This window comes from Devosia submarina, assembly GCF_003056345.1.
In the GTDB taxonomy this organism is placed as follows: domain Bacteria; phylum Pseudomonadota; class Alphaproteobacteria; order Rhizobiales; family Devosiaceae; genus Devosia; species Devosia submarina.
This window is the reverse complement of sequence record NZ_PYWB01000008.1, coordinates 40,914-64,952: the sequence shown is the minus strand read 5'-3', so window position 1 is coordinate 64,952 and position 24,039 is coordinate 40,914. Positions and strand designations below refer to the sequence as shown.

General features: G+C 61.4%; 19 protein-coding genes and 1 riboswitch. Of the genes, 15 read left to right on the top strand and 4 right to left on the bottom strand.

The features are described 5' to 3' along the window. Positions 1-167: 167 nt before the first annotated feature. The 12 genes from tolQ to serA all read left to right on the top strand — a co-directional run bounded on the left by tolQ (position 168) and on the right by serA (position 15,341). Positions 168-869: a protein TolQ gene (gene tolQ / locus DDE77_RS12970; RefSeq protein WP_108398099.1), complete on the top strand. Its 702-nt coding sequence runs from the start codon at positions 168-170 to the stop codon at positions 867-869. A 1-nt stretch (position 870) separates the two neighbouring features. Further along, entirely contained in the window at positions 871-1,317 is a 447-nt protein-coding gene (locus DDE77_RS12965) for an ExbD/TolR family protein (protein WP_108397901.1), read from the top strand. A gap of 10 nt (positions 1,318-1,327) precedes the next feature. Beyond that, a complete protein-coding gene (locus DDE77_RS12960; RefSeq protein ID WP_108397900.1) occupies positions 1,328-2,569 on the top strand; it encodes a cell envelope integrity TolA family protein in 1,242 nt (413 codons plus the stop codon). A gap of 60 nt (positions 2,570-2,629) precedes the next feature. After that, a complete protein-coding gene (tolB, locus tag DDE77_RS12955; RefSeq protein ID WP_108398098.1) occupies positions 2,630-3,940 on the top strand; it encodes a Tol-Pal system beta propeller repeat protein TolB in 1,311 nt (436 codons plus the stop codon). 352 nt (positions 3,941-4,292) lie between these two features. Next, the gene (gene pal, locus DDE77_RS12950; protein ID WP_108397899.1) at positions 4,293-4,748 is read left to right on the top strand and encodes a peptidoglycan-associated lipoprotein Pal; all 456 of its coding nucleotides are present in this window, start codon (positions 4,293-4,295) and stop codon (positions 4,746-4,748) included. A 175-nt stretch (positions 4,749-4,923) separates the two neighbouring features. Then, positions 4,924-5,889 (top strand): tetratricopeptide repeat protein, encoded by a 966-nt coding sequence (locus tag DDE77_RS12945; RefSeq protein ID WP_157959819.1) that lies wholly within the window; start codon positions 4,924-4,926, stop codon positions 5,887-5,889. Then, positions 5,874-7,148 (top strand): tRNA lysidine(34) synthetase TilS, encoded by a 1,275-nt coding sequence (gene tilS / locus DDE77_RS12940; protein ID WP_108397897.1) that lies wholly within the window; start codon positions 5,874-5,876, stop codon positions 7,146-7,148. Before DDE77_RS12945 ends, tilS begins: the two co-directional genes overlap by 16 nt. Before the next feature lie 856 nt (positions 7,149-8,004). Then, positions 8,005-9,933 carry an ATP-dependent zinc metalloprotease FtsH gene (gene ftsH / locus DDE77_RS12935; RefSeq protein WP_108397896.1) on the top strand — a complete coding sequence of 643 codons (1,929 nt, stop codon included), beginning with the start codon at positions 8,005-8,007 and terminating at the stop codon, positions 9,931-9,933. Between the two features lie 134 nt (positions 9,934-10,067). Next, positions 10,068-11,411: a phosphoglucosamine mutase gene (gene glmM / locus DDE77_RS12930; protein ID WP_108397895.1), complete on the top strand. Its 1,344-nt coding sequence runs from the start codon at positions 10,068-10,070 to the stop codon at positions 11,409-11,411. Between the two features lie 143 nt (positions 11,412-11,554). Beyond that, positions 11,555-12,295, top strand: coding sequence for an outer membrane protein (locus tag DDE77_RS12925; RefSeq protein ID WP_108397894.1), 741 nt, complete (start codon positions 11,555-11,557; stop codon positions 12,293-12,295). Positions 12,296-12,486: 191 nt separating this feature from the next. Beyond that, complete coding sequence (locus tag DDE77_RS12920; protein ID WP_108397893.1) at positions 12,487-13,668, top strand: phosphoserine transaminase; 1,182 nt, start codon at positions 12,487-12,489, stop codon at positions 13,666-13,668. Positions 13,669-13,757: 89 nt separating this feature from the next. Next, positions 13,758-15,341 (top strand): phosphoglycerate dehydrogenase, encoded by a 1,584-nt coding sequence (gene serA / locus DDE77_RS12915; protein ID WP_108397892.1) that lies wholly within the window; start codon positions 13,758-13,760, stop codon positions 15,339-15,341. A 46-nt stretch (positions 15,342-15,387) separates the two neighbouring features. Here the strand turns inward: serA and DDE77_RS12910 are convergent, their stop codons facing one another. Further along, complete coding sequence (locus DDE77_RS12910) at positions 15,388-16,332, bottom strand: DMT family transporter (RefSeq protein WP_170116521.1); 945 nt, start codon at positions 16,330-16,332, stop codon at positions 15,388-15,390. Between the two features lie 154 nt (positions 16,333-16,486). Between DDE77_RS12910 and DDE77_RS12905 the strand changes: the two genes are divergently transcribed. Further along, positions 16,487-17,776, top strand: a complete 1,290-nt coding sequence (locus DDE77_RS12905) for an adenylosuccinate synthase (protein WP_108397890.1) — start codon at positions 16,487-16,489, stop codon at positions 17,774-17,776. A 48-nt stretch (positions 17,777-17,824) separates the two neighbouring features. Further along, the gene (locus tag DDE77_RS12900; protein ID WP_108397889.1) at positions 17,825-19,777 is read left to right on the top strand and encodes a RodZ family helix-turn-helix domain-containing protein; all 1,953 of its coding nucleotides are present in this window, start codon (positions 17,825-17,827) and stop codon (positions 19,775-19,777) included. Here DDE77_RS12900 and DDE77_RS12895 read toward each other — a convergent pair. From DDE77_RS12895 to thiB, 3 genes are all read right to left on the bottom strand, one after another. After that, complete coding sequence (locus DDE77_RS12895) at positions 19,771-20,409, bottom strand: ATP-binding cassette domain-containing protein (protein ID WP_108397888.1); 639 nt, start codon at positions 20,407-20,409, stop codon at positions 19,771-19,773. The two genes, DDE77_RS12900 and DDE77_RS12895, sit on opposite strands and share 7 nt — an antisense overlap. After that, complete coding sequence (locus DDE77_RS12890) at positions 20,396-21,994, bottom strand: ABC transporter permease family protein (RefSeq protein ID WP_157959818.1); 1,599 nt, start codon at positions 21,992-21,994, stop codon at positions 20,396-20,398. The genes DDE77_RS12895 and DDE77_RS12890 overlap by 14 nt, the downstream gene beginning before the upstream one ends. A gap of 83 nt (positions 21,995-22,077) precedes the next feature. Then, complete coding sequence (thiB, locus tag DDE77_RS12885) at positions 22,078-23,085, bottom strand: thiamine ABC transporter substrate binding subunit (RefSeq protein WP_108397886.1); 1,008 nt, start codon at positions 23,083-23,085, stop codon at positions 22,078-22,080. Between the two features lie 69 nt (positions 23,086-23,154). After that, positions 23,155-23,253, bottom strand: a riboswitch (TPP riboswitch). Positions 23,254-23,279: 26 nt separating this feature from the next. Between thiB and DDE77_RS12880 the strand changes: the two genes are divergently transcribed. Beyond that, positions 23,280-23,984 (top strand): thiamine diphosphokinase, encoded by a 705-nt coding sequence (locus DDE77_RS12880; protein WP_157959817.1) that lies wholly within the window; start codon positions 23,280-23,282, stop codon positions 23,982-23,984. The last annotated feature ends 55 nt before the right edge of the window (positions 23,985-24,039 follow it).

The window sequence follows — 24,039 nt, the reverse complement described above, 5'->3', positions numbered from 1 at the left end:
CTCCTTGACCATAATTGCGGCAAAGCGAACACGTGTCCGGCAACAGCCCCTTCAAGGGCCCTTCTGCGGGACATTTCTCTTAATTTTGACAGATTTCGACCCCATCGGCGTAAAGCTAAGGGGTCGGTCATGAGAACCGGGCCGAAAAGGATCACTTCATGGAAGCAATGGATGCTGTAGGAGCGGCCGCTCCGCATGCTGACTTGTCCATCTGGGGCTTGTTCTGGGCTGCTGACTGGATCGTGAAATCCGTCATGCTTGGCCTGTTGGGCGCTTCGATCTGGTGCTGGGCGATCATCATCGACAAGACCATCACCTATCGGCGTACCGCCGCCGAGATGAACCGCTTTGAGCGGACATTCTGGTCCGGTCAGTCGCTGGAAGAGCTTTATCAGCAGCAATCCGAGCGCACTTCAGGCGGTCTTGGTGCGGTATTTGTCGCTGCCATGAAGGAGTGGAAGCGCAGCCACGAGCAGAATGCGGCAAGCTTTGTGGGCATGCAGCAGCGTCTGGACAAGGTGCTTGATGTCGCCATCGCACGTGAAAGCGAAACGCTTGAAAAGCGCCTGGGTTTTCTCGCCACCATTGGCTCAGCCGGCCCGTTTATCGGCCTTTTTGGCACCGTGTGGGGCATCATGAATGCCTTCACCGCCATTGCGGCCTCGTCCAACACCAGCCTTGCCGTTGTGGCGGGGCCGATCGCTGAAGCGCTCTTTGCAACCGCGATTGGCCTTGTTGCCGCTATTCCTGCCGTTATCGCGTACAACAAGCTGAGCGCCGATGCCGGCAAGTTGATTGGCCGGCTTGAAGGCTTTGCCGATGAATTCTCGACCATTCTGAGCCGCCAACTCGAAGCCCGGAGCCGCTAGAATGGGGATGGGTGTTTCAACTGGTGGTGGCGGAGGCGGCGGACGTCGTCGGCGCGGCCGCAAGAAAGCGGTCATGAGCGAAATCAACATTACGCCCATGGTGGACGTGATGCTGGTGCTGCTGATCATCTTCATGGTCGCCGCTCCGATGATGACGGCTGGCGTGCCGATCGACCTGCCGACCTCCTCGGCCGCGGCGATGCCGAACCAGGCCGATCCGGTGACCGTCGGCGTAACGCCTGAAGGCGCGGTCTTCATTGGCGAGAACGCTGTGGCGGAAACAGAACTTGTGGCGCAATTGACGGCCATGGGCGTTGATGGCGCCGCGGATCGCATCTTCCTGCGCGGCGATACCAGTGCCAATTATGGTGCAGTGATGCGCGTCATGGGTCTGCTGTCGGCCGGTGGCTTCAGCAAGATCGGCCTCATCACGCAGCCGGACCAGTAAGGTCAGCCCGATGCGCACCGGCGTTACCGTTTCGATTGTTGCCCACCTTGCCCTGATCGGCATCGGCCTCGTCAATCTTGGCTTTGCCGAGCCGATGGTCACGGTGGAAAACGCAATCGCGGTGGATTTGGTGCCCATCAGCGATTTCAACAATATCCGCATGGGCTCGCTGAACAGCGAGATCGTGGAAACCGACACGCCCTCGATTGTGGAGGACGATCAACCGGCCGAGCTCGCCCAGCCCACGGGCAATACCGAGCAGGACCAGCCCGAGCCGTCTGAAGCCGATATCCCGACCCCCGCGCCCGTCACCAATTCCGCGCCAGAGCCGGAAGCTGCTCCCCCACCGGAGCCCGAGCCCACGCCCGAACCAGCGCCTGCTCCGGAGCCTGCTCCGCCACCCGAGCCGGCGCCTGAACCCGAGCCCGTGCCCCAACCAGCGCCGCCTCCTCCACCTGCACCCACACCTCCACCGCCACGCGAAGCACCAACGCCTGCTCCGCGGCCGGCCCCTGTTGCAACGCCCACGCCGGCGCCTGAACCCGCCCCCGCTCCTCCACCAGAACCCGAGCCGGAACCAGAGCCCGAGCCTGAGCCAGTACCAGAGCCCACCCCGGCAGAGCCCGAAACCCCTCAGGTTGCGGCACCGGCGCCTGCCGCCCGTCCCAGCAATCTTGCTCAGCTGCGCGAGCGCTTTGCTGCCGCCGAAGCCGATCGCAAGAAGCGTGAGGAAGAAGAGCGCAAGCGCGTGGCCGACGCCAAGGCTGCAGCGGAAGCTGCCGAGCGCAAAAAGGCCGAGGAAGCCAAGCAAGCCGAACGCACCGCCGAGCGAGCAGCACCGGCGCAGCTGGATGCCTCCCTGGCTGACGACATCTCCTCGATCATTAACCGGGACAACAGCACCGGCGCCACCACTGGGCAGGGGGGCTCCCCCACCCTGGGCGACACGTCCGGCGCTTCGGCTACGCTGAGCCAGACCGAGATCGGCGCGCTTGTTGCCAAGATCAAGCAGTGTTGGGCCCTGCTGCCCAACGAGCAGACCAGCGGCGTCGAGGTCACGGTCAATATGCGCCTCAACCAGGATGGTTCGCTCGCCGACGTGCCACGCCTGGTCTCGGTCAGCCAGCAGCCCGAGGCGATCACGATTGCCCAGAAGGCGGTCAGCGCCGTTGCCGGCTGCGGTCCCTACAGCATGCTGTCGGCCGCCAGCTACGACCAATGGCAGAACATCAACGTCACGTTGCGTCCGTGACTTATTGGAAGCACGTTCATGTGGCAGCAATGTCCGTGAATGGCAGGAATGGAGACTGAAATGACTCTTCTTACTCGGCGCAACGCCATCAAGCTTGGCCTTGCCGGCGGGATTGCCATGGCCGCGGCCTCCAGGGCCAGCGCCCAGCTCAACATCACCGTGGAAGGCGCCAATTTCCGGCCCCTGCCGATCGCCATCCCTGATTTTGCCTCTGCCGACCCAAGCTTCGGGCGTGAGATCGCCGAGATCGTGCGCAATAATCTACGCCGCTCGGGTCTGTTCCTGCCGCTCGATGCAGCGTCTCTCCCCATTCAGGTCGGCGACGTCAATGCAACGCCCGATTTTGCCACCTGGCGCACCGTCAATGTCGACGCCCTCGTGATGGGCAGCGTCGAGCGCGGCGGCACCATAGCTTCCTCCGTGCGCGTCTGGGACACGCGCCAGGGTGCGCAGGTCGTGGGCCAAAGCTACAACACCGATCCCAACTCCTCCCGCCGTGTCGCGCATATCATTTCGGACGCGATCTATTCCTCGCTGACCGGCGGCTCGGGCTATTTCGACACGCGCGTCATCTACACTGCCGAGAGCGGTCCCAAGGCCAATCGCGTGCGGCGCCTGGCCATCATGGACCAGGACGGCGCCAATGTGCAGTACCTCACCGACGGCAGCACCATGGCGCTTACCCCGCGGTTTTCGCCCAATGGCGACATGGTCACCTATATGAACTTCGCCGATGGCAATCCGCAGGTTTATCTGCTCCAGCTGTCGACCGGTCGCCAGCAGCGCCTCGCCAATGTTGGTGCCATGACCTTTGCCCCCCGCTTTTCACCCGATGGCGGCACGGTTGCCTTCTCGGTGGAGCAGGGCGGCGCGACGAATATCTATGCCGTAAGCGCCGGCGGCGGGCAGCCCTATCAGCTGACCTCGGGCGCCGCGATTGACACCGGCCCCTCCTATTCGCCCGATGGCTCGCGCATCATCTTCGAAAGCGACCGCGGCGGCTCGCCCCAGATCTACATGATGAGCTCGGGTGGCGGTAACGCCAACCGCATCAGCTTCGGCCAGGGCAGCTATTCTACGCCCGTTTGGTCTCCCAAGGGCGACCTCATCGCCTTTACCCGTCAGTCCGGCGGCCAGTTCAACATCGGCGTCATGAACCCCGATGGCTCGGGCGAGCGGATGCTGTATTCGAGCTTCCATGCCGAAGGCCCCACTTGGGCGCCCAATGGCCGCGTCATCATGTTCTTCCAGGATCCGGGTGGCAATGACGGCCCCAAGCTGCAAAGCATCGATATCTGGGGCCGCAACCTGCTCACCATTCCCACTGAAAGCTACGCCTCCGACCCAGCATGGTCAGGCCTGCGCAGCTAATCGCTCACACGAGATCTTCGTTTAGCCGTCACCACCCGGCTTGTCCGGGTGGTCCATCTGCACTGCAGAATGGATGCCCGGACAAGCCGGGCAATGACGTTCCTTCATGTCGTGTGCAGTGTGCAAGCTTAACCTTAACACCCACCTGTGGTCATCTGTTGCCCATCTGCATCAGCGGCAAAACTCCCGCATTTCCGCCACATTCCAGCCGCGTTGAGCAAACATTAACCACAACCGAAAACCCCGCCTTAAGATTAAGAGCGGTAAATACCCTCCCTAAGATTGTTGCCTTTCAGGAGCCTCCACCGTGGTCATCACCGCACCCCTTAACACTGTATTGCGCGCTGCCGCGATGCTGCTTTTCGTCGTGGTCGTGGCGGCCTGTTCGCGCACGCCCAACAGCAATGTCGGCATGACCGGCGTCGGCAATATTGGCCCGGGCGGCGGTGCCCCCGGCAGCCAGCAGGAATTCCTCGTGTCGGTCGGCGACCGCGTGTTCTTCACCACCGACTCCAGTTCGCTGACCCCCGAAGCTATGGCAACCCTCGACAAGCAGGCTTCCTGGCTCAACCAGTACCAGAACTACCGCATCATGATCGAAGGCCATGCCGACGAGCGCGGCACCCGCGAATACAATATCGCCCTGGGCGCCCGCCGTGCTTCGGTGGTGGTCAACTATCTGGTCTCGCGCGGCGTCAACCAGCAGCGCATCACCTCGCAGAGCTTTGGCAAGGAACGCCCCGTCGCGATCTGTAACGACATCTCCTGCTGGTCGCAGAACCGCCGCGCCGTCACGGTCGTGCAGTAAGGAAAACCCGGTGGCGCCCTCCCGCGCCGCCGCTACCAGCCAGCGCAAGCTGGACCCGAAGCGCCCGGAGCCACCAATTGGCCCGGGCGCTTTGTTTTGACCAAAATTTGCCGCTATTGGCTGGCTTCCACAAATCGGTGGCTCTCGCCCTTGCGAGATTGTCGGAGGCTCGTAATTGTTCAGCATGAAATTCGATGGCGGCCGCAAGGCGCTTGCGCTCGCCGCTGTATTGGCGCTCGGCGTGTCCATGCCTGCCCAGGCGCAATTGTTTAAGTTCCCGTCCACCGAGTCCGCGCCCGCCGCACAACAAGCAGGGCAGGGCGATGCCGCACAGCTCGTGGTTCGCGTCCAGCAGCTCGAGGAGCAATTGCGCAGCGTCAATGGCCAGGTGGAAGGCCTCACCTTCCAGCTCACGCAGATGCAGGAGCTGCTGACCAGTACCACGCAAGCCTATGAAGCGCGCCTCAAGGCCCTTGAAGGCGGCTCAAGCGCCCCCACCCCGGCGCAACCCGCGTCCACGCCACAGCCCCAGGCTGTCCCCGAAACGGAAATTCCACCTCAGGGCGTACAGCCCCTGCCGGGCGAGGCCGAGTTCGACCCCACCTTTGATGATGGCAGCGCACCGGCTGGCGACCTTGGCAATTCGGCCGATCCCCTGGTCGGCACGGGTGCTGCGGGCGGCGTTGACCTTGCCACCGGCCAGCCGATTGATCTCAACTACAATCCCCAAAGCGCAAGCAGCGGCGACGCGGATGCCGATGCACAATTCGCCGCCGGCGCCGATGCCTTGGCCAGTGGCGACTATGCCTTTGCCGAGGATCAGTTCAGCCAGTTCCTTTCGCTTTATCCAGACAATCCCCAGGCGCAGGACGCGGCAAATCTTCTGGGTGAGGCGCTCCTCCAGCGTCAGGCCTATAACGAAGCTGCCGATGTGCTGCTCAAGGCCTACCAGCAAAAAACCGACAGCGATGTGGCTCCCGAATTGCTGCTCAAGCTCGGTGTTTCGCTGGCCGGAGTAGGGGAGCGTGACGTGGCCTGCCGCACCCTGGCCCAGGTAGACGCCAATTATCCCGATCTCGAGCCGGAAATTTCCGCACGCCTCGCCCGGGAGAAGGCCAATGCTTCATGCCCACCCGCCTGAGCTTTGACCTCGAGAACCCCGCCGATCTCGAACGGCTCTTTGCGCCGGTCCGTAGCGCGCCCGCGCTTGCCCTTGCCGTTTCCGGTGGCGCTGATAGCCTCGCTTTGATGCTGCTGGTCAAGCGCTGGGCCGACACGCTTGCCGCCAAGCCGCGCCTCCATGTTTATTCCCTCGATCATGGCCTTCGTCCCGAGGCCGCCGGGGAGGTTGCCCTGGTGCTCCAACTTGCCCAACAATTGGGCCTTGAGGCGACGGGGTTACGCTGGTCCGGCAGCAAGCCTCACACCGGCGTGCAGGAAGCTGCCCGCAGCGCTCGTTACCGCCTGATTGGTCAGGCCATGGCCGCCGACGGCATTGGCGTCTTGCTCACCGCCCACCATGTGCAAGACCAGGCCGAAACGGTCCTTATGCGCATGGCCCATGGCAGCGGCATTGAGGGCCTAAAAGGCATGATGCCTTGGTCCGAGATCGACGGCGTCAAGATTTTCCGCCCCCTTCTTCCTGTGGATCCCGCAGCCTTGCGTAGCCTCGTGATCGATGCTGGCCTCACCCCGGCAGAAGACCCGTCCAATAGCGATCTACACTACGAGCGGGTGCGCTGGCGCCAGGCCATGCCCATGCTCACAGAACTTGGCCTCGACGCCGCAGCGCTGGCCTCGTTTGCCGAACGCATCGGCGAAGCGGATGCCGCCATCGCGCAAATGGCCGACCATTGCTTTGTTGAACTTGTTCGCCTTGACGGCTTTGGTTCGGCCCGCATCGAGCTGGAATCTTTCGCGGCCCTGAGCCCCGCCATTTCCACAAGGCTCCTCAGCCGGGTTCTTAACATCGTCGGCGGCCGCCAAAAGCCGCGCGCCCTGGGTCAGGTCGAACGGCTCCGCCAGCAGATTGCCGAGGGGAGCCTGCCCAAATCCACCACGGTTCTGGGCTGCGTCGTGCGCCTCAAGGGCAATGCCGTCGCCATTGCCCGCGAACCCGGCCGCACCGCGCCCCCCGACGCGATCTTGCGCCCCAATAGCGAACTCATCTGGGACGAGCGATTCCTGATCATCAACGGCTCCGACCACGCCGACCTTACCGCCAGCGTCGCCGACTACCTCCCCCGCCACCGGCTCGAAGATTTCCTGGGCTTCAAAGTCACCGCCCCCGCCGAAGCCATCCGCACCGCCCCCATCGTGCGTGATTCGGCTGGCGGCGTGCTGTCTCTCGGCGGCTGGTCATTTGATGAGCGCATCAAGGTGCAGCTGCTGATCGATTGAGGGTGGGGCCGGCCCAAGGGGGACCGGGCTATCGCACCATCTTGCCAACCCATCAATTGTCACTCTCGGGCTTGACCCGAGGGCTCTATACTTAACAATTGCTCCGCAAGTGCAGTCTCCTCGGGTCAAGCCCGAGGATGACGACCGGGGAAGTGGCACCATCTCACCCCACCCCCGATGTCACCCCGGGCTCGACCCGGGGCCCATCCCGAGTTCCCTCCCAGCCGCAACGTGGTCAGAACGGACCACCTCCACCAACGCACCATCTCAGGATGGATCCCGGGTCAGGCCCGGGATGACACGGTGCGTGTGGCTAATCCACCGCACCAGTCCCTCCCCCTCCCAGGGGGAGGCTAGGTGGGGGTCCTCTCCCACGCACAGGGACAAAGATATCCCCCTTCTCCCCCCACCATTCCCCTGCGCTAATCTCCCGTCACTGCCTTCACTAACCAGCGGGTCGCGCGAACCGGCTTGTGAAGGGGCAGATGGGGCGGGGATGTCGCGATCCCCGTAGGACGGCGGAAGTGATTGTGGGGGCTATTGACGCCTCTCGTCCAGAGTCGCGCCGGGATCAGCCTAAAATCCCATCTGATGTGGCGAGGCTTTGTCTCACTACACTATCTACCTCCGAGGCAGGGCCTCGCCACATCAACGCTGTTCAAAACGCACAAGGGGCGGCGCTTCTGCACGCCTTTGTGGAACCTCCGATTCCATCCCGTATTAACCCAAACGTGACAATAAGGCTGGACGGCAATGGCAAAGGACCGCAGGTCTTGCCCTTGTAACGCCCTATTGCCGGGCATACATTCGGCGCACGTACCGGCTTGTTGGCCGGCTTCTCCGGGACAGAATTTTAATGAACGGAAATTTCCGCAACTTCGCCATCTGGCTGGTCATCCTGTTTATGCTGATGGGCCTGTTCCAGGTCTTTCAGTCTTCGACCCGCTCGGTTTCCGTTTCTGACAAGAGCTATTCCCAGTTCGTCAACGACGTTGAAGCCGGCTCGGTCACCTCCGTCACGATCACCGACAATGTTGTTTCGGGTTCGCTGCGCGACGGTACGCGCTTTGAAACCGTGCTGCCCGATGGCGCCGACGTAATCTCGCGTCTCGAGGAGCGCAATGTTGCCATCACCGCTCGTGCACCCGAATCGAGCCCCTTCTGGTCGATCCTCCTTTCGTCCTGGCTGCCGTTTATCGTCATTATCGGCGTCTGGTTCTTCTTTATACGCCAGATGCAGGGTGGTGGCCGTGGTGGCGCGATGGGCTTTGGCAAGTCGCGCGCGAAGTTGCTCACCGAATCGCACGGCAAGGTGACGTTTGAGGACGTTGCCGGTGTCGACGAAGCCAAGCAGGATCTTGAAGAGATCGTCGAGTTCCTGCGCGATCCCGGCAAGTTCCAGCGCCTGGGCGGACGTATTCCGCGCGGCGTGCTGCTTGTCGGTCCTCCCGGCACCGGTAAGACGCTTCTTGCCCGTTCGGTTGCGGGCGAAGCCAATGTGCCGTTTTTCACCATTTCGGGTTCGGATTTCGTTGAAATGTTCGTCGGTGTCGGCGCGTCCCGCGTCCGCGACATGTTCGAGCAGGCCAAAAAGAACGCCCCCTGCATCATCTTCATCGACGAAATCGACGCCGTCGGTCGCCAGCGTGGCGCCGGCCTTGGCGGCGGTAACGACGAACGCGAGCAGACCCTCAACCAGCTGCTGGTCGAGATGGACGGCTTTGAGGCCAATGAAGGCATTATCCTGATCGCTGCCACAAACCGTCCCGACGTCCTTGACCCGGCCCTGCTGCGTCCCGGCCGTTTCGACCGTCAGGTTGTTGTGCCGAACCCCGACGTGTCGGGCCGCGAAAAGGTGCTCAAGGTCCATGTTCGCAAAGTGCCGCTGGCTCCCGATGTGGATCTCAAGGTCCTGGCCCGGGGTACGCCCGGTTTCTCCGGCGCGGACCTCATGAACCTCGTCAACGAGGCGGCCCTGATGGCTGCACGCAAGAACAAGCGCTTCGTCACGCACCAGGAGTTCGAAGACGCCAAGGACAAGATCATGATGGGCGCCGAGCGCCGTACGATGGCCATGTCCGAGGACGAAAAGAAGCTGACCGCCTACCACGAGGCTGGCCACGCCATCATCGCGCTGAAAGTTGCCGGCATCGATCCGATCCACAAGGCCACTATTATTCCCCGCGGCCGTGCGCTGGGCATGGTGATGACCCTGCCGGAAAGCGACAGCTATTCGTTCTCCAGGGAAAAGGCCCTCGCGCGTCTCACCATGTTGTTTGGTGGCCGTGAAGCCGAGATCATCAAGTTTGGTCCCGAAAAGGTCACCTCTGGCGCCTCGGGCGATATCCAGATGGCCACCAATCTGGCCCGCTCCATGGTGATGGAATGGGGCATGAGCGAAAAGCTCGGTCGCGTGCGCTACAAGAGCAATGACCAGGAAGTATTTTTGGGTCATTCGGTGACGCAGTCGCAGCACATGTCCGACGATACCGCGCGTATTATCGATCAGGAAGTGCGCAAGCTGATCGAGGATGGTGAAGCTTCCGCCCGGGAAATCCTCACCACTTACCATGACCAGTGGGAAGCCATCGCCCAGGCGTTGCTCGAATACGAGACCCTGACCGGCGACGAATTGCGTGCCCTCATGGAAGGCAAGCAGCCGGTGCGCCCCGACGACAGCGGCCCAACCACCAAGGCCAGTGGCGTTCCATCTGCCGGCAAGCTGGGCAAGAAGCGGCCCGACGCGCCACCCGAAGGTGGCCTCGAGCCCCAGCCCAATAGCTGAGCCCACGAGAAAGATTGAAAGGGTCGCCGCAAGGCGGCCCTTTCGTTCTCTCCACTTATCCGCTATTTCGCCGAAAATCCCTCTTAACGCTTCGGCGCTAAGCTAACGGGCAGCGGTCACAGGAGAGGCTCACCATGGCCAGGAAATATTTCGGCACCGACGGGATTCGTGGACTCGCCAATGGCGACAAGCTGACGCCCGAACTCGCCATGAAAATCGGCATGGCCGCCGGCAAGAGATTTGTTCGTGGCGAGCATCGCAATCGCGTGGTGATCGGCAAGGATACGCGCCGCTCCGGCTACATGATCGAAACTGCCCTGACCGCTGGTTTCACCGCCGTAGGCATGGATGTTTACCTCCTCGGCCCTATGCCCACCCCCGCCGTTGCCATGCTCACCCGCTCGCTGCGTGCCGACCTCGGTGTGATGATTTCGGCCTCGCACAATCCTTATGACGACAATGGCATCAAGCTGTTCCGTCCGGATGGCTACAAGCTTTCGGACGAGGTCGAAGCCGATATCGAGCGACTGATCGATGGCGACAGCCGTTCGCTTCTGGCGCATGGCATGCAGATCGGCCGCGCTCATCGCGACGAGGAAGCCCGCACGCGCTATATCGAATATGCCAAGCGCACCTTGCCACGAAACATCGACCTGTCCGGGCTGCGCGTCGTGCTCGATTGCGCCAATGGCGCTGCCTACAAGGTTGCGCCCATCGCATTGTGGGAACTGGGTGCCGAGGTCATCACCATCGGTGTCGAGCCGGACGGCTACAATATCAACCACAAGGTGGGCTCTACTGCCCCCGAAGCCGTTTCCGCCAAGGTGCGTGAGATGCGTGCCGATATCGGCATTGCCCTAGATGGGGACGCTGATCGCGTCATCATCATCGATGAAAAAGGCAATGTAGTCGATGGCGACCAGTTCATGGCGGTGATCGCCGAAAGCTGGTTACAGCGCGAAATGCTGCAGGGCGGGGGCATTGTCGCTACTGTCATGTCCAATCTGGGCCTTGAGCGTTATCTGAGCTCGTTGGGGCTCACCCTGGAGCGCACCCAGGTTGGTGATCGCTATGTACTCGAAGCCATGCGCGCCAAAGGCTTCAATGTTGGCGGCGAGCAGTCGGGCCACATCATCCTGTCCGATTTCACCACAACGGGAGACGGGCTGGTGGCGGCGCTGCAGCTGCTGTCCGTGCTCAAGCAGCAGGAACGCCCGGTATCGGAAATCTGCTCGCGCTTCGCCAAGGTGCCGCAATTGCTTCGCAGTGTGAAGTTCAAGGCCGGCAAGCCGCTCGAGCACAAGCAGGTCATCGCGGCCATCGCCGACGCTCAAGCCATGCTAGGGCAGGGTGGCCGGCTCGTGGTTCGCGCCTCAGGGACCGAGCCCGTGATCCGGGTCATGGGCGAGGCAGATGATGCTGCACTTGTCTCAACAGTTGTTGGCCAGATTGAAGCTGCAATCTTGGACGTTGCTTGAGCAACTTGCCGCTTAGGCAAAGCGGCAAGTAAAACGCTGAAGAAGGTTATTAGGGTTAAGCGTTTAGGTTAAGCGGGCTTTAAGGAACTAGGCGCATATTCGTCCCCAATCGACTGGTGTCGTGGCAACCAAAGGACTTATTCATGCGCAAGCTCATCGCTGCGGTTATGGTGGCAGGAGCCACTCTCATCGCCGGTCAGGCAATCGCCGCCGACTTCCCCAAATACCCACCGGTAATCGAAATCCCGGAAGTCGACTACGGCGTCCAGGGCTCTTTCTACCTGCGCGGCAGCGCTGCATTCAACGGCCTGTGGACGGAAGAGGGCGAAGGCTACGAATGTATCGGTTGCAGCCCCGTCGAAACCACGTTCCCCTTTGAAGAAATGGGGTATGGCTATAGCGTTGGCGCCGGCTTCGGCTATGAAACCGGAACCGGTCTGCGTGCTGACGTGACCGTCGACTACATCAACAATGAAGGCATTGAGCTCTCCAGCCCCTCTGGTCTCGGCAACTATTCGGCCAATCTGCGTTCAACCATTGCTCTTGCCAACGTCTACTATGACTTCTCGCTTGGCGGCGAATACGGCTATGGTGCTGCCGGTGGTGCATTTGGCTATGTTGGCGCTGGTGCCGGTGCGGCCTTCAACCGGATCGAAGTCTCTGCACCCACAGGCGACGATGTTCCGTCGGGCACCAATACAAGCTTAGCTGCTGCAGCAATGGCTGGCGTTGGCTATGACTTTGGGTCGGTAGTCACCGACATTGGCTACCGCGGCGTCTATATTGCCGAAGTCAGCAATGGTGCGGCAGCCCCTGGCTCGGTGTCGGCTGACAACAACTGGCTGCACGAAGTGCGCGGCACCGTCCGCTACCGCTTCAACTAAGCAATATCCCCGCTTGCTCATCGATCGGCGCCCTGGTGGCGCCGATTTCCTTTTCACGCATGAGGCCGCAAGGACTTTCTTTACGGTGCTCGTTCCGCACCCATTGACGGGAATGGGCCTGTCGCTGTATTTCCCATCTCAGGACATCTCGCCCTAACGCGAGACGCATAGACCTGGGAGGGTCGCTGAAGATGGCTGATACGCCCCAAACCGCACCGGCGGTAAAACCGGCTAACCCCAATTTTTCGTCGGGCCCATGTGCCAAGCGTCCCGGATGGACCGTTGAAGCGCTGAGCAATGCGCTGGTCGGCCGTTCGCACCGCTCCAAGCCCGGCAAGGCGCGCATCCAGCAAGCAATCGATCTTACACGCGAATTGCTCCAAGTCCCCGCTGACTACCGGATCGGTATTGTGCCGGCTTCGGACACAGGTGCGGTGGAAACGGCCATGTGGTCCATGCTGGGAGAGCGGGGCGTCGACATGCTGGCTTGGGAGTCATTTGGGGAAGGGTGGGTTACCGACGTCGCCAAGCAGCTCAAGCTCCAAGACGTCCGCATCATCAAGGCACCCTATGGGGAGCTTCCCGACCTTGCGCAGGTCGATACCGACCGTGACGTAGTGTTCACATGGAATGGTACTACATCGGGCGTGCGCGTCCCCAACGCAGACTGGATCAAGGCTGACCGTAAGGGTCTGACCATCTGCGATGCGACTTCTGCCGCCTTCGCTCAAGATCTCGATTTCCCCAAGCTCGATGTGGTGACCTTCTCCTGGCAGAAGGCGCTGGGTGGTGAAGCGGCTCATGGCGTGCTGATCCTGTCCCCCCGAGCTGTGGAGCGGCTAGAGACTTTCAAGCCCGATCGCCCCTTGCCCAAGATCTTCCGCCTCACCAAGGCCGGCAAGCTGCTCGAGGAAGTGTTCCAGGCCGCAACCATCAATACGCCCTCTATGATCTGTATCGAAGACGCGATTGATGCCATGGAATGGGGCAAGTCCATTGGCGGGCTCTCGGCCATGCAGGCGCGGGCCGATGCCAATTTCAAGGTGCTCGCTGATTGGGTCGCCAAGACCGATTGGGTCGATTTCCTTGCAAAGGACCCGGCCAACCGCTCCAACACATCGGTTTGCTTCTCGATTGTTGATCCGGCGGTCACCGTGCTGGACGATGCTGCACAGGCCGCGTTCGCCAAGGCTATGGTTTCGCGCCTCGACAAGCTCGGCGCGGCCTATGACATCGGCGCCTACAAGGACGCCCCTTCGGGCCTGCGCATCTGGGCAGGGTGCACGATCGAAGCATCCGATCTCGCAGCGCTGATGCCATGGCTTGATTGGGCTTTCGCTGAAGAGCTCCAGGCGCTCAAGGCAGCTGCCTAGGCCATTTTGAATGGCGCTGCCGCGCCATTCACTTCACCCAAATTCCATTCGCAAGCCTTTACAGGCGCAGCGAACACAAGGAGGGCGCTATGCCCAAGGTTCTCGTTTCCGACAAGCTCAGCCCAACTGCCGTCCAGATCTTCAAGGACAACGGCGTTGACGTCGACTACCTTCCCGATCTTGGAAAAGACAAGGACAAGCTTCTTGAAGTCATCGGCCAATATGATGGCCTGGCTATCCGCTCGGCTACCAAGGTGACCGAAAAGATCATCGCCGCTGCAAGCAATCTCAAGGTCATTGGCCGCGCCGGCATCGGCGTCGACAATGTCGATATCCCCGCCGCCACCAAGAAGGGGATCATCGTGATGAATACCCCCTTTGGTAATTCCATCACAACTGCGGAACACGCCATCGCCATGATGATGGCCCTGGCACGCCAATTGCCCGAAGCCGATGCTTCGACCCGCGCTTCGAAGTGGGAGAAGAACCGCTTCATGGGCGTCGAGGTCACCAACAAGACGCTGGGCCTGATCGGCGCAGGCAATATCGGCTCGATCGTGGCCGACCGGGCCCTTGGCCTGCGCATGAAGGTTATCGCCTTTGATCCATTCCTTACGCCGGAGCGGGCGCAAACGCTGGGCGTGGAAAAGGTTGAGCTGGACGAACTTCTGGCGCGCGCCGACTTCATCACGCTCCATACGCCGTTGATCGACGCTACCCGCAACATCATCAATGCCGAGGCTCTCAAGAAGACCAAAAAGGGCGTACGCATCATCAATTGCGCCCGCGGCGGCCTGATCGATGAAGCAGCCCTCTATGACGCGCTCAAGTCCGGCCAGGTTGCGGGTGCTGCGCTCGACGTGTTCCTGGAAGAGCCAGCGCAGAACAATCCCCTGTTCGAACTGCCCAACGTGATTTGCACGCCGCATCTGGGTGCCTCGACCACTGAGGCGCAGGAAAATGTGGCCCTGCAGGTTGCCGAGCAGATCTCGGCTTATTTGATGACTGGCGAGATCACCAATGCGCTGAACTTCCCATCCATCTCTGCCGAAGAAGCGCCCCTGCTCACGCCATGGGTGAAACTGTCCGAGGCACTTGGCTCCTTTGCCGGACAACTCACCGAAACGGCGATCACCGGTATCCGGGTTGAGTTCGAGGGCAATGTCGCCCAGCTCAACGTCAAGCCAATGATCGCGGCTGCGATCAACGGCGTCTTGAAGCCTTTGCTGGGCGACATCAACATGGTTTCGGCGCCGCAGATCGCCAAGGATCGGGGCATCGTGGTCGAGACGACCACGCGCAACCAGCAGGGTGCCTATGAAGGCTATGTGCGACTGACGGTAACAACGGAACGTCAGGAGCGCAGCCTTGCCGGAACGCTGTTCGCCAATGGCAAGCCGCGCATCATCCAGGTCAAGAACATCAACATGGAAGCGGAACTGACCCCGTCCATGCTTTATGTCACGAACGAGGATAAGCCCGGCCATATTGGTCGCCTGGGCACGCTTTTGGGCAAGCTTGGCATCAACATTGCCAACTTCAATTTGGGCCGTGCAGATATCGGCGCGGACGCCATTGCCTTGGTCTCCATTGACGGTACGCTGACCGAAGCACAATTGGCCGAAATCGCGGCGCTGGAAGGCGTCAAGCAGGCCAAAGCCCTGCGCTTCTAAGGCCGTAAACATGCCGAGAGGGGCCGGTGCGCTGCGCCGGCCTTTTTTATTTAAGTCGCCGCGCAGCCCATTCGGCAAGAACGATGCCGCCGATGATGATGGCGGCTGCAGCGTAATGATACAGATGCAAGCTTTCACCGAGGATGATCACCGAGCCGAGCGCGCCGAAAACCGGGATTAGATTATGGCTGGGCGCAGCACGATTGGGCCCCACCAGCTCCACCCCACGGGCATAGAAAACCTGGCTGAACATGGATGGAAAGATCATCACATAAACCAGCACGGCCCACACGCGCGGCGACATGGCCGGAAGTTCCGCGAAGCTGCCAATACCGGGTCCGAACATCTGCAGCATGACGACCCCGGTGATCGCCGCACCGGTGAATGCCACGGCCATGAAGCTCATCATATGGATCTGCGGGCGAAATTTCAGGGCCAGGGTATAGGCGGTATAGGTGAGGCAGGCGAGCAGCACGAAACCATCGCCAATGTTGATGTCCAGGGTCAGAAGCCGCGCCGGATTGCCATGGGTCGCTGTAAGCATGACCCCCGAGATGGCGATGATCACGCCCAGGATCTGCAGCCAGTTCGCCCGCACCCGGAACACGATAAAATTGGCCAGCAGAATCATCATGGGCAGGGCGCCCGTTTCAATGGACGAATTGACGGCGGTTGTGGTGGTGAGGCCGACATAAAGCAGAACATTGTAAAGCGCATAGCCGAGCGCGCCATACCCCATCACCAAGGGCCATGTACGCCGGATCACTGGCCAGTCGGCGGCAAGGAACCGCCAGGAAAAGGGCAGGATGAAGAGGGTCGCGCCGACGCAACGCGTTGCCAGCAAGAGGAAAGGGTCGATTTCCCCAACCACGAGCTTTGCGGCGACCACGTTTCCACCCCAGAACAGGGGCGCCAGGATCAGCAGCAAATAAGGTTGATTGAGCAGGCGGGCAATTAAGCCGTGATTTTCGGCCACGAGCGGCTTGGTCATATCGGCCTTGGTGATGTAAGGACAGTCGGACTTAGCAGTTATTCGGCCCCGATCCAACATTCCCGGAGCGGGCCGGGAAGGCATTTGTCCGATTTAAATAGGGTGCGGCACCATCGCCGGACCTCTATGTCGCGCCTGTCTGGAGAGAAATTATATGGCTAACGTGGTTGTCGTCGGCTCGCAATGGGGTGACGAGGGCAAGGGCAAGATCGTTGACTGGCTCTCGGAGCGCGCCGACGTTGTGGTGCGCTACCATGGCGGCCACAATGCCGGGCACACGCTGGTCATTGATGGGGTAAGTTACAAACTCGCCTTGCTGCCGTCAGGCCTTGTGCAGGGCAAACTCTCGGTTATCGGCAATGGCGTAGTTGTTGATCCTCACCATTTCGTTCAGGAAATGGCCAAGCTGCGCGGGCAGGGGGTAGAGATTACGCCCGAAATCCTGCGCATTGCCGACAATGCGCCGCTGATCCTGTCGCTGCATCGGGAGCTAGATGCCATCCGCGAGGATTCAAATTCAGGCCTCAAGATTGGCACCACCAAGCGCGGCATTGGTCCGGCTTATGAGGACAAGGTTGGTCGCCGCGCCATTCGGCTGATCGATCTAAGCGAACCAGACACACTGATGGTCAAGATTGAGCGTCTGCTCACCCACCATAATGCCCTTCGTCGCGGCATGGGGCTGGTCGAGATCGAAGCGCAGAAGATCTATGACGAGCTTACGGAAGTGGCCGACGAGATCCTGCCGTTCATGGATCAGGTTTGGAAGGTGCTCGACGACAAGCGCAAGGCTGGTGCGCGCATTCTGTTCGAAGGAGCCCAGGGCGCCTTGCTCGACAACGACCATGGCACCTATCCCTTTGTGACCTCGTCCAACACTGTTGCGGGGCAAGCCGCGGCAGGTTCGGGTTTGGGACCGACGGCTATCGGCTATGTGCTGGGCATCACCAAGGCCTACACAACCCGTGTGGGTGAAGGCCCCTTCCCCTGCGAACTCGATGATGAAATTGGCCAGCATCTCGCCAGCGTTGGTCGCGAAGTCGGCGTCAACACAGGTCGTCCGCGCCGCTGTGGCTGGTTCGATGCCGTGCTGGTTCGCCAGACGGTCAAGACCTCGGGCATTTCGGGTATCGCCTTGACCAAGCTCGACGTGCTGGATGGCCTCAAGGAGATCAAGGTATGTGTCGGCTACGAGCTTGATGGATCACGCATAGATTATCTGCCTGCCTCAATGGGAGCACAGGCCCGGGTTAAGCCGATCTATGAAACGCTTGAAGGCTGGTCGCAAACGACAGCCGGAGCGCGTAGCTGGGCGGATCTTCCGGCCCAGGCGGTCAAATATGTCCGCTATATCGAGGAGCAGATCGGGGCGCCGGTGGCCATGCTGTCGACGAGCCCGGAGCGGCTCGACACCATCCTCGTGGTTGACCCATTCCAAGACTGAATTTTTTTGTTACAACACGTCGCTGAAATCGTGAGTATCAAGTAACCAATGGCGGACTACAAAGAGCTGTTGCGCCGGGCCATCTCCGCGCTGCCGGAAAATAACGGGGCTGCACGTCGTGCAGTTTACGAGAAGGCGCGTTCAGCTCTGGTCGGGCAATTGCGTGCGATTCAACCGCCACTGCCGGCGCGGGATATCACGCAACATCGGCTGCAGCTCGAAGATTGCATCCGCCAGGTTGAGCAGGAAGCGAGCGAAGCGATCATTTCGCTCGGCCGGGACGCAGGTCTTACGCAGCGCTTTGCCGTAAAGCCCCCAACCAGCCCGTCTGAGACGCTCAAGGCTCCCTTGATCCCGCCCGTGACGGCCAGCGCAGAACCTGCACCGCAAGAAACGGAGGCAGTTGCGCCGGCTGAGCTTCCGCAAGCAGACGCACCGGCCCCGGAACCTGCTCCCGCGCAGGCCGAAAAGGTCGTGTCGATCGAAGACATCATTGCTCAAGCCGCCGAGGCGTCTGGAACAAGCGTGGTTGCGGTCGACGAGCCAGTCCAAGCGCCGCCTGAGCCGATTATTGGTCCGAAGACTGAGCTGCGTGGACCGATCAGCGTCGTCAAGAGCGGTCCGACCTCGCTGATTGCTGCCAAACCTCGAAGTGCCGATGCACCGGCAAATGTTCCAGCCTTTGAGCCGCGACGCGATTTGCTGCAGCCTGCGGTCGGGCGCAACCAGGCCGTGGCGCGGCAACAGGATGTTGTTCCCCTGATCTTGCCGGGAACGCAACCTGCGGAAACGGCTCTGTCTACTGTGCGAGAGGTGGAGCTCGAAAGCCCGCAACCTGATCCGAGCGAAGCAGAAAGCGTTATTGAGCGCGCTATTGAAACTCTGGACCGCGAGGCCCGGGGAGAGACAAGCGAGCCAACTGAAAGCGCCCACGAGGCCGCCACCCGCATGTTTGCGGCACCCAAGGCGCCCATACCTGCCGAGCCCGATGCGTCGGTGGTCGCCGCCGCTCCAACAGCACCACGCTCCGGCGCCGGGGTGACCATTTTCCTTATTGTTTTCGCCGTCTTGCTGCTGGGTGCTGGTGGCGCTGGATTCTGGGCCTGGCGCGAAGGCTATATCAATCTGGACCAGATGTTCGGGCAGGCGGAACCCGTCACCGAAACTGCTGCGGTATCTCCCAGCACAACTCCCACCCTCGATCCAGCCCAGCCGGAAGACTCGGTGCCAGTGGATGGTCCAGGCAATACGGCCACCGCGCCCGAGCCTACACCTGCATCCACACTTGAGAGCCTCCAGACCGAGGAGCGCCTGGCACCCACGCCGCAGCCGGCGCCGCCTGGAGCCGTACCAAGCGTGTTGCCCGATATTAGCGCCTCGAGCGATCCCAAGGGTGAGGAGCGTCTGCCCGGCGGCGATGCCGCCTTGGTTGATGCGGCCGACCCTGCGGCTTCCGTTGATCCGGCGGTTCTCGCCGGTAGCCAGTCTCTGTTGCTCGAGGCCAGCGCTGATGGCCGCACGGGTGCTGTGCCTTTCTCGGGCACGATTGAATGGACCAAGGGCGAGGATGAATTAGGTCTGCCTACCATTGTAGGCGATGCCAGTATTCCTGCGCGCAATCTTGGGGTGCAGGTCACCATTCGAAAAAATTCAGACCCGAGCTTGCCCGCTAGCCATTTGATGGAAGTGGATTTCGACGTCAGCGATACCTTTATCGGCGGCACCATCGCCAATCTGCCTGGGGTGTTGCTCAAGGACGAGGAATTGGTGCCCGGAACGCCGCTGGTTGGTGCTTCGGCGCGCGTCGTCGGCAATTCGTTCCTGTTCGCCCTCAGTGCTTCACCCAATGATCTGGCTACTAATGCCGATCTGCTCGGGAGCCGGAAGTGGATGGATCTGGCCGTGGTTTATGGCACAGGCCGGAATGCGATTATTACGCTGGAAAAAGACGAAGAAGCTCAGACCATGTTTGACGAGGTGTTCACGGCTTGGGCTCAGTAGAGTTCAAGCCGTCCCTCGTCGAGGCGGTAGCGCCTTTGAGCGAGTTGCTCCACATCGTCGGCATGATGGCTTACCAGAATTGTGTACCAGCCATGACTCCGTGTGAGTACGCCAACCAAGTCCCGGATCGTGCCGCGAGTCTCGTCGTCTAGCGCTGAAAACGGCTCGTCCAGCAGCAGAACGGGCCGATCGCGCAACAGCGTGCGCGCCAAGGCTACACGTTGCTTTTGCCCGCCCGAGAGAGTCGCAGCGATTTGATGCTCAACGCCGCTCAAGCCGACTTCTCCAAGCGCCTGGTCAACCTTCTGGCGGATGATCTCCTTGGCTGTGCGAGGTGGCAGGCCCAAAGCAATGTTGCGACCGGCACTTAAATGTTCAAAAAGGCTTTCTGACTGGAGCAGGAGCGAGATCGGGCGCCGCTCGGGTGGAAGCGACGCCAGGTCAGCACCGTCGAGCTTGATCTGGCCCGATCGAGGTTCGAGGAAACCGGCGATAAGATCCAGCAAGGTCGATTTTCCCGATCCGCTTGCGCCCGAGATGGCGGTCACTTCACCAGCCTGGCCAGTGAAGTTGAAACAATACTCCAAGGGCTGACCGGGGTGGATAAATCGGAGATCTTCAACGTGCAGCATCGGCGATTTTTCCAAAGAGTTTAGGCAGGCCGGCAAAGGCCAGGACGGTGCCGATCAGCAGGATAGCGGCGATCGCTCCGGCATCATTGTTGCGGTAGGAGCCCATGGCGCGGAACATCATCAGTGGCAGGGTCTGTAAATCCTGCGTGCCGAAGAGTGCAATTACGCCAAGGTCGCCGAGCGAGAAGCAGAAGGCAAGCGCCAGCATGACCCCGAGGTCCCGGCCAATCAGGGGCAGCTCCACCAAGCGGAACTGCCGCCAGCCGGAAAGACCAAGCGAGCGCATGAGCTTGCCCCGGCCGCGCGTAATGGCCTCAAGCGGAGGCCCCAGGGTCGCTATGGCAAAGGGGAGGGCGAGGAGGCTGTTGGCCACAATCACCACGAAGGGTGCGGCTTGTGCGGGGGCAGCGCCCAGGGAGCGGACCAGCAGGAAAAAGCCAAGCGAGAGCACCACGGCGGGAACGGCGAGGTAGGCGAAGGCGGGCATGCCCAAAAGCGTCCGCAGCGGTTTGTTTCCTGTTGCCCCCCGGCCCATGGCCAGAGCCAGCGCCAGCACCAGGGTGAGGAGGGCGGAAGCGCTGCCGACGGCGAGACTGGTCACGGTGGCCCACCAGAATGTCGGCTGTGCAAGAACGCGACCTATGCTGCCAAATCCATCGATCAAAACGGATAGAAGCGGCGCGACGAAGCCCAGGGTCGCAATGGCGAGGACCAGGGATTGCAGCATCCGGGCCGCGGTTGAGTCGCGCCAGAGTGGCGACGCCGAAGCGCCGAAGCTTGTTGGCACCGGAGCAAGGGCCGAGGCGATGAGAATGACGACAGAGCAGACCGCGATCTGCGTTGCTGCCAGGCGAACAGCGCCACTGAGGTCGAAGTCCTGGCGGACGGCGGCGTAGATAGCCACCTCAAGCGTCTGATTGGCGGGCCCGCCACCCAGGAGCAACACGATGGGAAAGCTTGTAAACGCCAGGAGGAAGATGATGGCGCCAATACCCGGAATGCTGCCGCGCAGGGCAGGCCAGTCGATCAGGGCGAACCGCTGCCAGGCCGTAAGGGCAAGGGACTGTCCGGTCTTGAGCCGGTTGGTCGGGATAGCATCAAGACGCGCCAGGAGGATGCGCGCGGCGAAGGCCGCGTCGAGGACGACATGGGCGAAGAGGATGCCAGAAAGGCCGAAGGCTGGATTGCCGATGGAGACACCAAACAGGGCATTGCTGGCCTGGTTGATCCAGCCATTGCGACCCCAGATGGCAAGGAGCCCGAAGGCGACCACCATGCCGGGGGTGACGATGGCAGAGGCGAACAGTCCGACCAGGAGGTCGCGTCCTGGGAAGCGAAGGCGGTTGAGGGACCAGGCGAGGGCCGTGCCGACTGCGAGGGAAAGTATCGTGGTAAGACCGGCCTGAATGGAGGTCATCCGCAGCAAATGGGGAATGTCGACGCGTGAAGTGCCGCTGGCTTCGGTTGCCGCGGCGAGGATGGCCCAGAGCACCAGCGCGATCAGGACGGTGATGGCGACGGCGAGAGCGACGGCAGCGGCGATGCGGAATGGGCGGTGGGGAAGGGTCAGCATGCGACCTGCCATGATGTCGTGGCTCTCGCCAGCTCCTCCCATCCTCCCCCTACGAGGGGGAGGTGCCGTTTTGTGCATGCCGACATTCTTGTGCCTTACTGAACGGCTGTCAGCATTTCGTCGATCCAGCGCTGGGAATTGGCGGCGATCTCTTCGTCGCTGACCGTGAGGGTCTTTTCGGGCTGTGGCAGGCCAGCAAAGGCCGGGTCCAGATCGGCGCCGAGGTCGGTTACCGGAAACATCCAGTTGGTGGTGGGGATGATCTTTTGACCCTCGGCCGAGGCGAGATAGTCGAGGAACTGGCGAGCCAATTCCGGCTGGTCCGAGGACTTGAGCATGCCGGCAACTTCGGTCTGGGCGAGGTGGCCCTCCTCAAACAAGGCGGCGTGGATGGTTTGATCGTCCTCCGAGACGATGTGGTAGGCGGGCGAGGTCGTGTAGCTCAGCGCCATGTCGGCCTCCCCTTCAAGGAAGAGGTTGTAGCTCTCGCTCCAGTCGCGTGTGACGGTGAGGATATGAGGCTTGAGGCCAGCCCAGATTTCAGGAGCACGGTCGCCATATGCAGCGGCGATCCAGAGCACGAGCCCAAGGCCGGGGGTGGCCGAGCGTGGGTCCTGCACAACGATCTTGAAGTCCTCGGGGAGGGCGATCAGCTCTTCGAACGATTTGGGCGGGGTCGTGACCGTGTCTGTATCGTAGACAAAGGCGAAGTGGGCGTAGTCAACCGGCACGAAGGTCGCGTCCGTCCACTCGGTCGGCAGGGTCAGGCCGGTGAGATCAAGCCCGTGCTCGGCAAAGAGGCCGGTGGCGCGGGCTTCGCCGGCAATGGCGGTGTCGAGACCGACAATGAGGTCGGCTTCGGTTGTTTCGCCTTCGAGCTGCACGCGGCGCAGGGTGCCGATGGAGCTGTCGGCCGCAATGAAATCCACCGTGCAGCCACCGCAAATGGCTTCAAAGCCTGCCTTGAGGCCAGGGCCGGGGCCCCATTCGGCGGCAAAGCCGTCATAGGTATAGATGGTGAGCTTGGGTGCGTCCTGGGCGACAGTTGGCGCAGCGAACAATCCAAGAAGGACCGCAAGCGCAATGGATCCAGATTTGACCATGGGTCAATCCCTTCAATGGTTGCGGTCATGAGTGAAGGGCTGGTGTCAATGGCCGGGCGCATCGAGACGCACTTGCCATCTCGAACTTCCTCCGCCAGCATGACCTGGTTCAGGTTCAATGGGTAATTCTCAGCTCCGCACATGTGCGGAACACCCCAGCGAGACGCCCCACATCTAATGAGAGCTGTATTGCAGTGCAAGAGACTTCCGTAGCGGCAGCGGATGGGCCGATCCTCGCTTTTGACACACCGCTCGCCATAGTGGGCGGTGGCGCTGTGGACCAGGCGTTGCTGGTGGAACTCGACCAGCGCGGCGTGGCGTTGGTGGGCGCCGATGGCGGCGGAGACACGATCGGGGCCGCAGGTCTTGTGCCCAAGGCGATCATCGGGGATCTCGATTCGCTGGTCGACCGCATGGCCTGGGAGCGGCGGACGCAGGTGATCCACCTTCCAGAGCAGATCACGACCGATTTCCAGAAGGCGCTTTATTCCACAAAGGCGCCGGTGACGCTGGCTTTGGGCATGACCGGCAAGCGGCTGGACCACACGCTGGCGGCGCTGAGCGCAGTGCTGCAGTACGCGCCTAAGCGGCGGCTGTTGCTGGTGGATGAGGTGGATGTGGCGCTGGCTGTGGTCGGCCCGATAGTCTTCGGAGCTGACCAGCGCGAGCGGGTTTCGATCCACCCCCTCCAGCCGATCCGGTTCGAGCGTTCACATGGCTTGTTTTACCCCATGGACGGATTGACACTGGAGCCGGGTGGGTTGATCGGCACGTCTAATGAAGGGGTAGGCGGACGGGTCGAAATCTTGCCGTCGGACCGAACGCCATGGCTGCTGATCCTGCGCCGCGAGCGGCTCTGGGATTTGATTGAGGCGAGCCAAAGCGCCGCCTGGGCATGAAGCCGTGCGGTGATCAACAGCGTTGATGTGGCGAGGCCCTGCCTCGGAGGTAGTT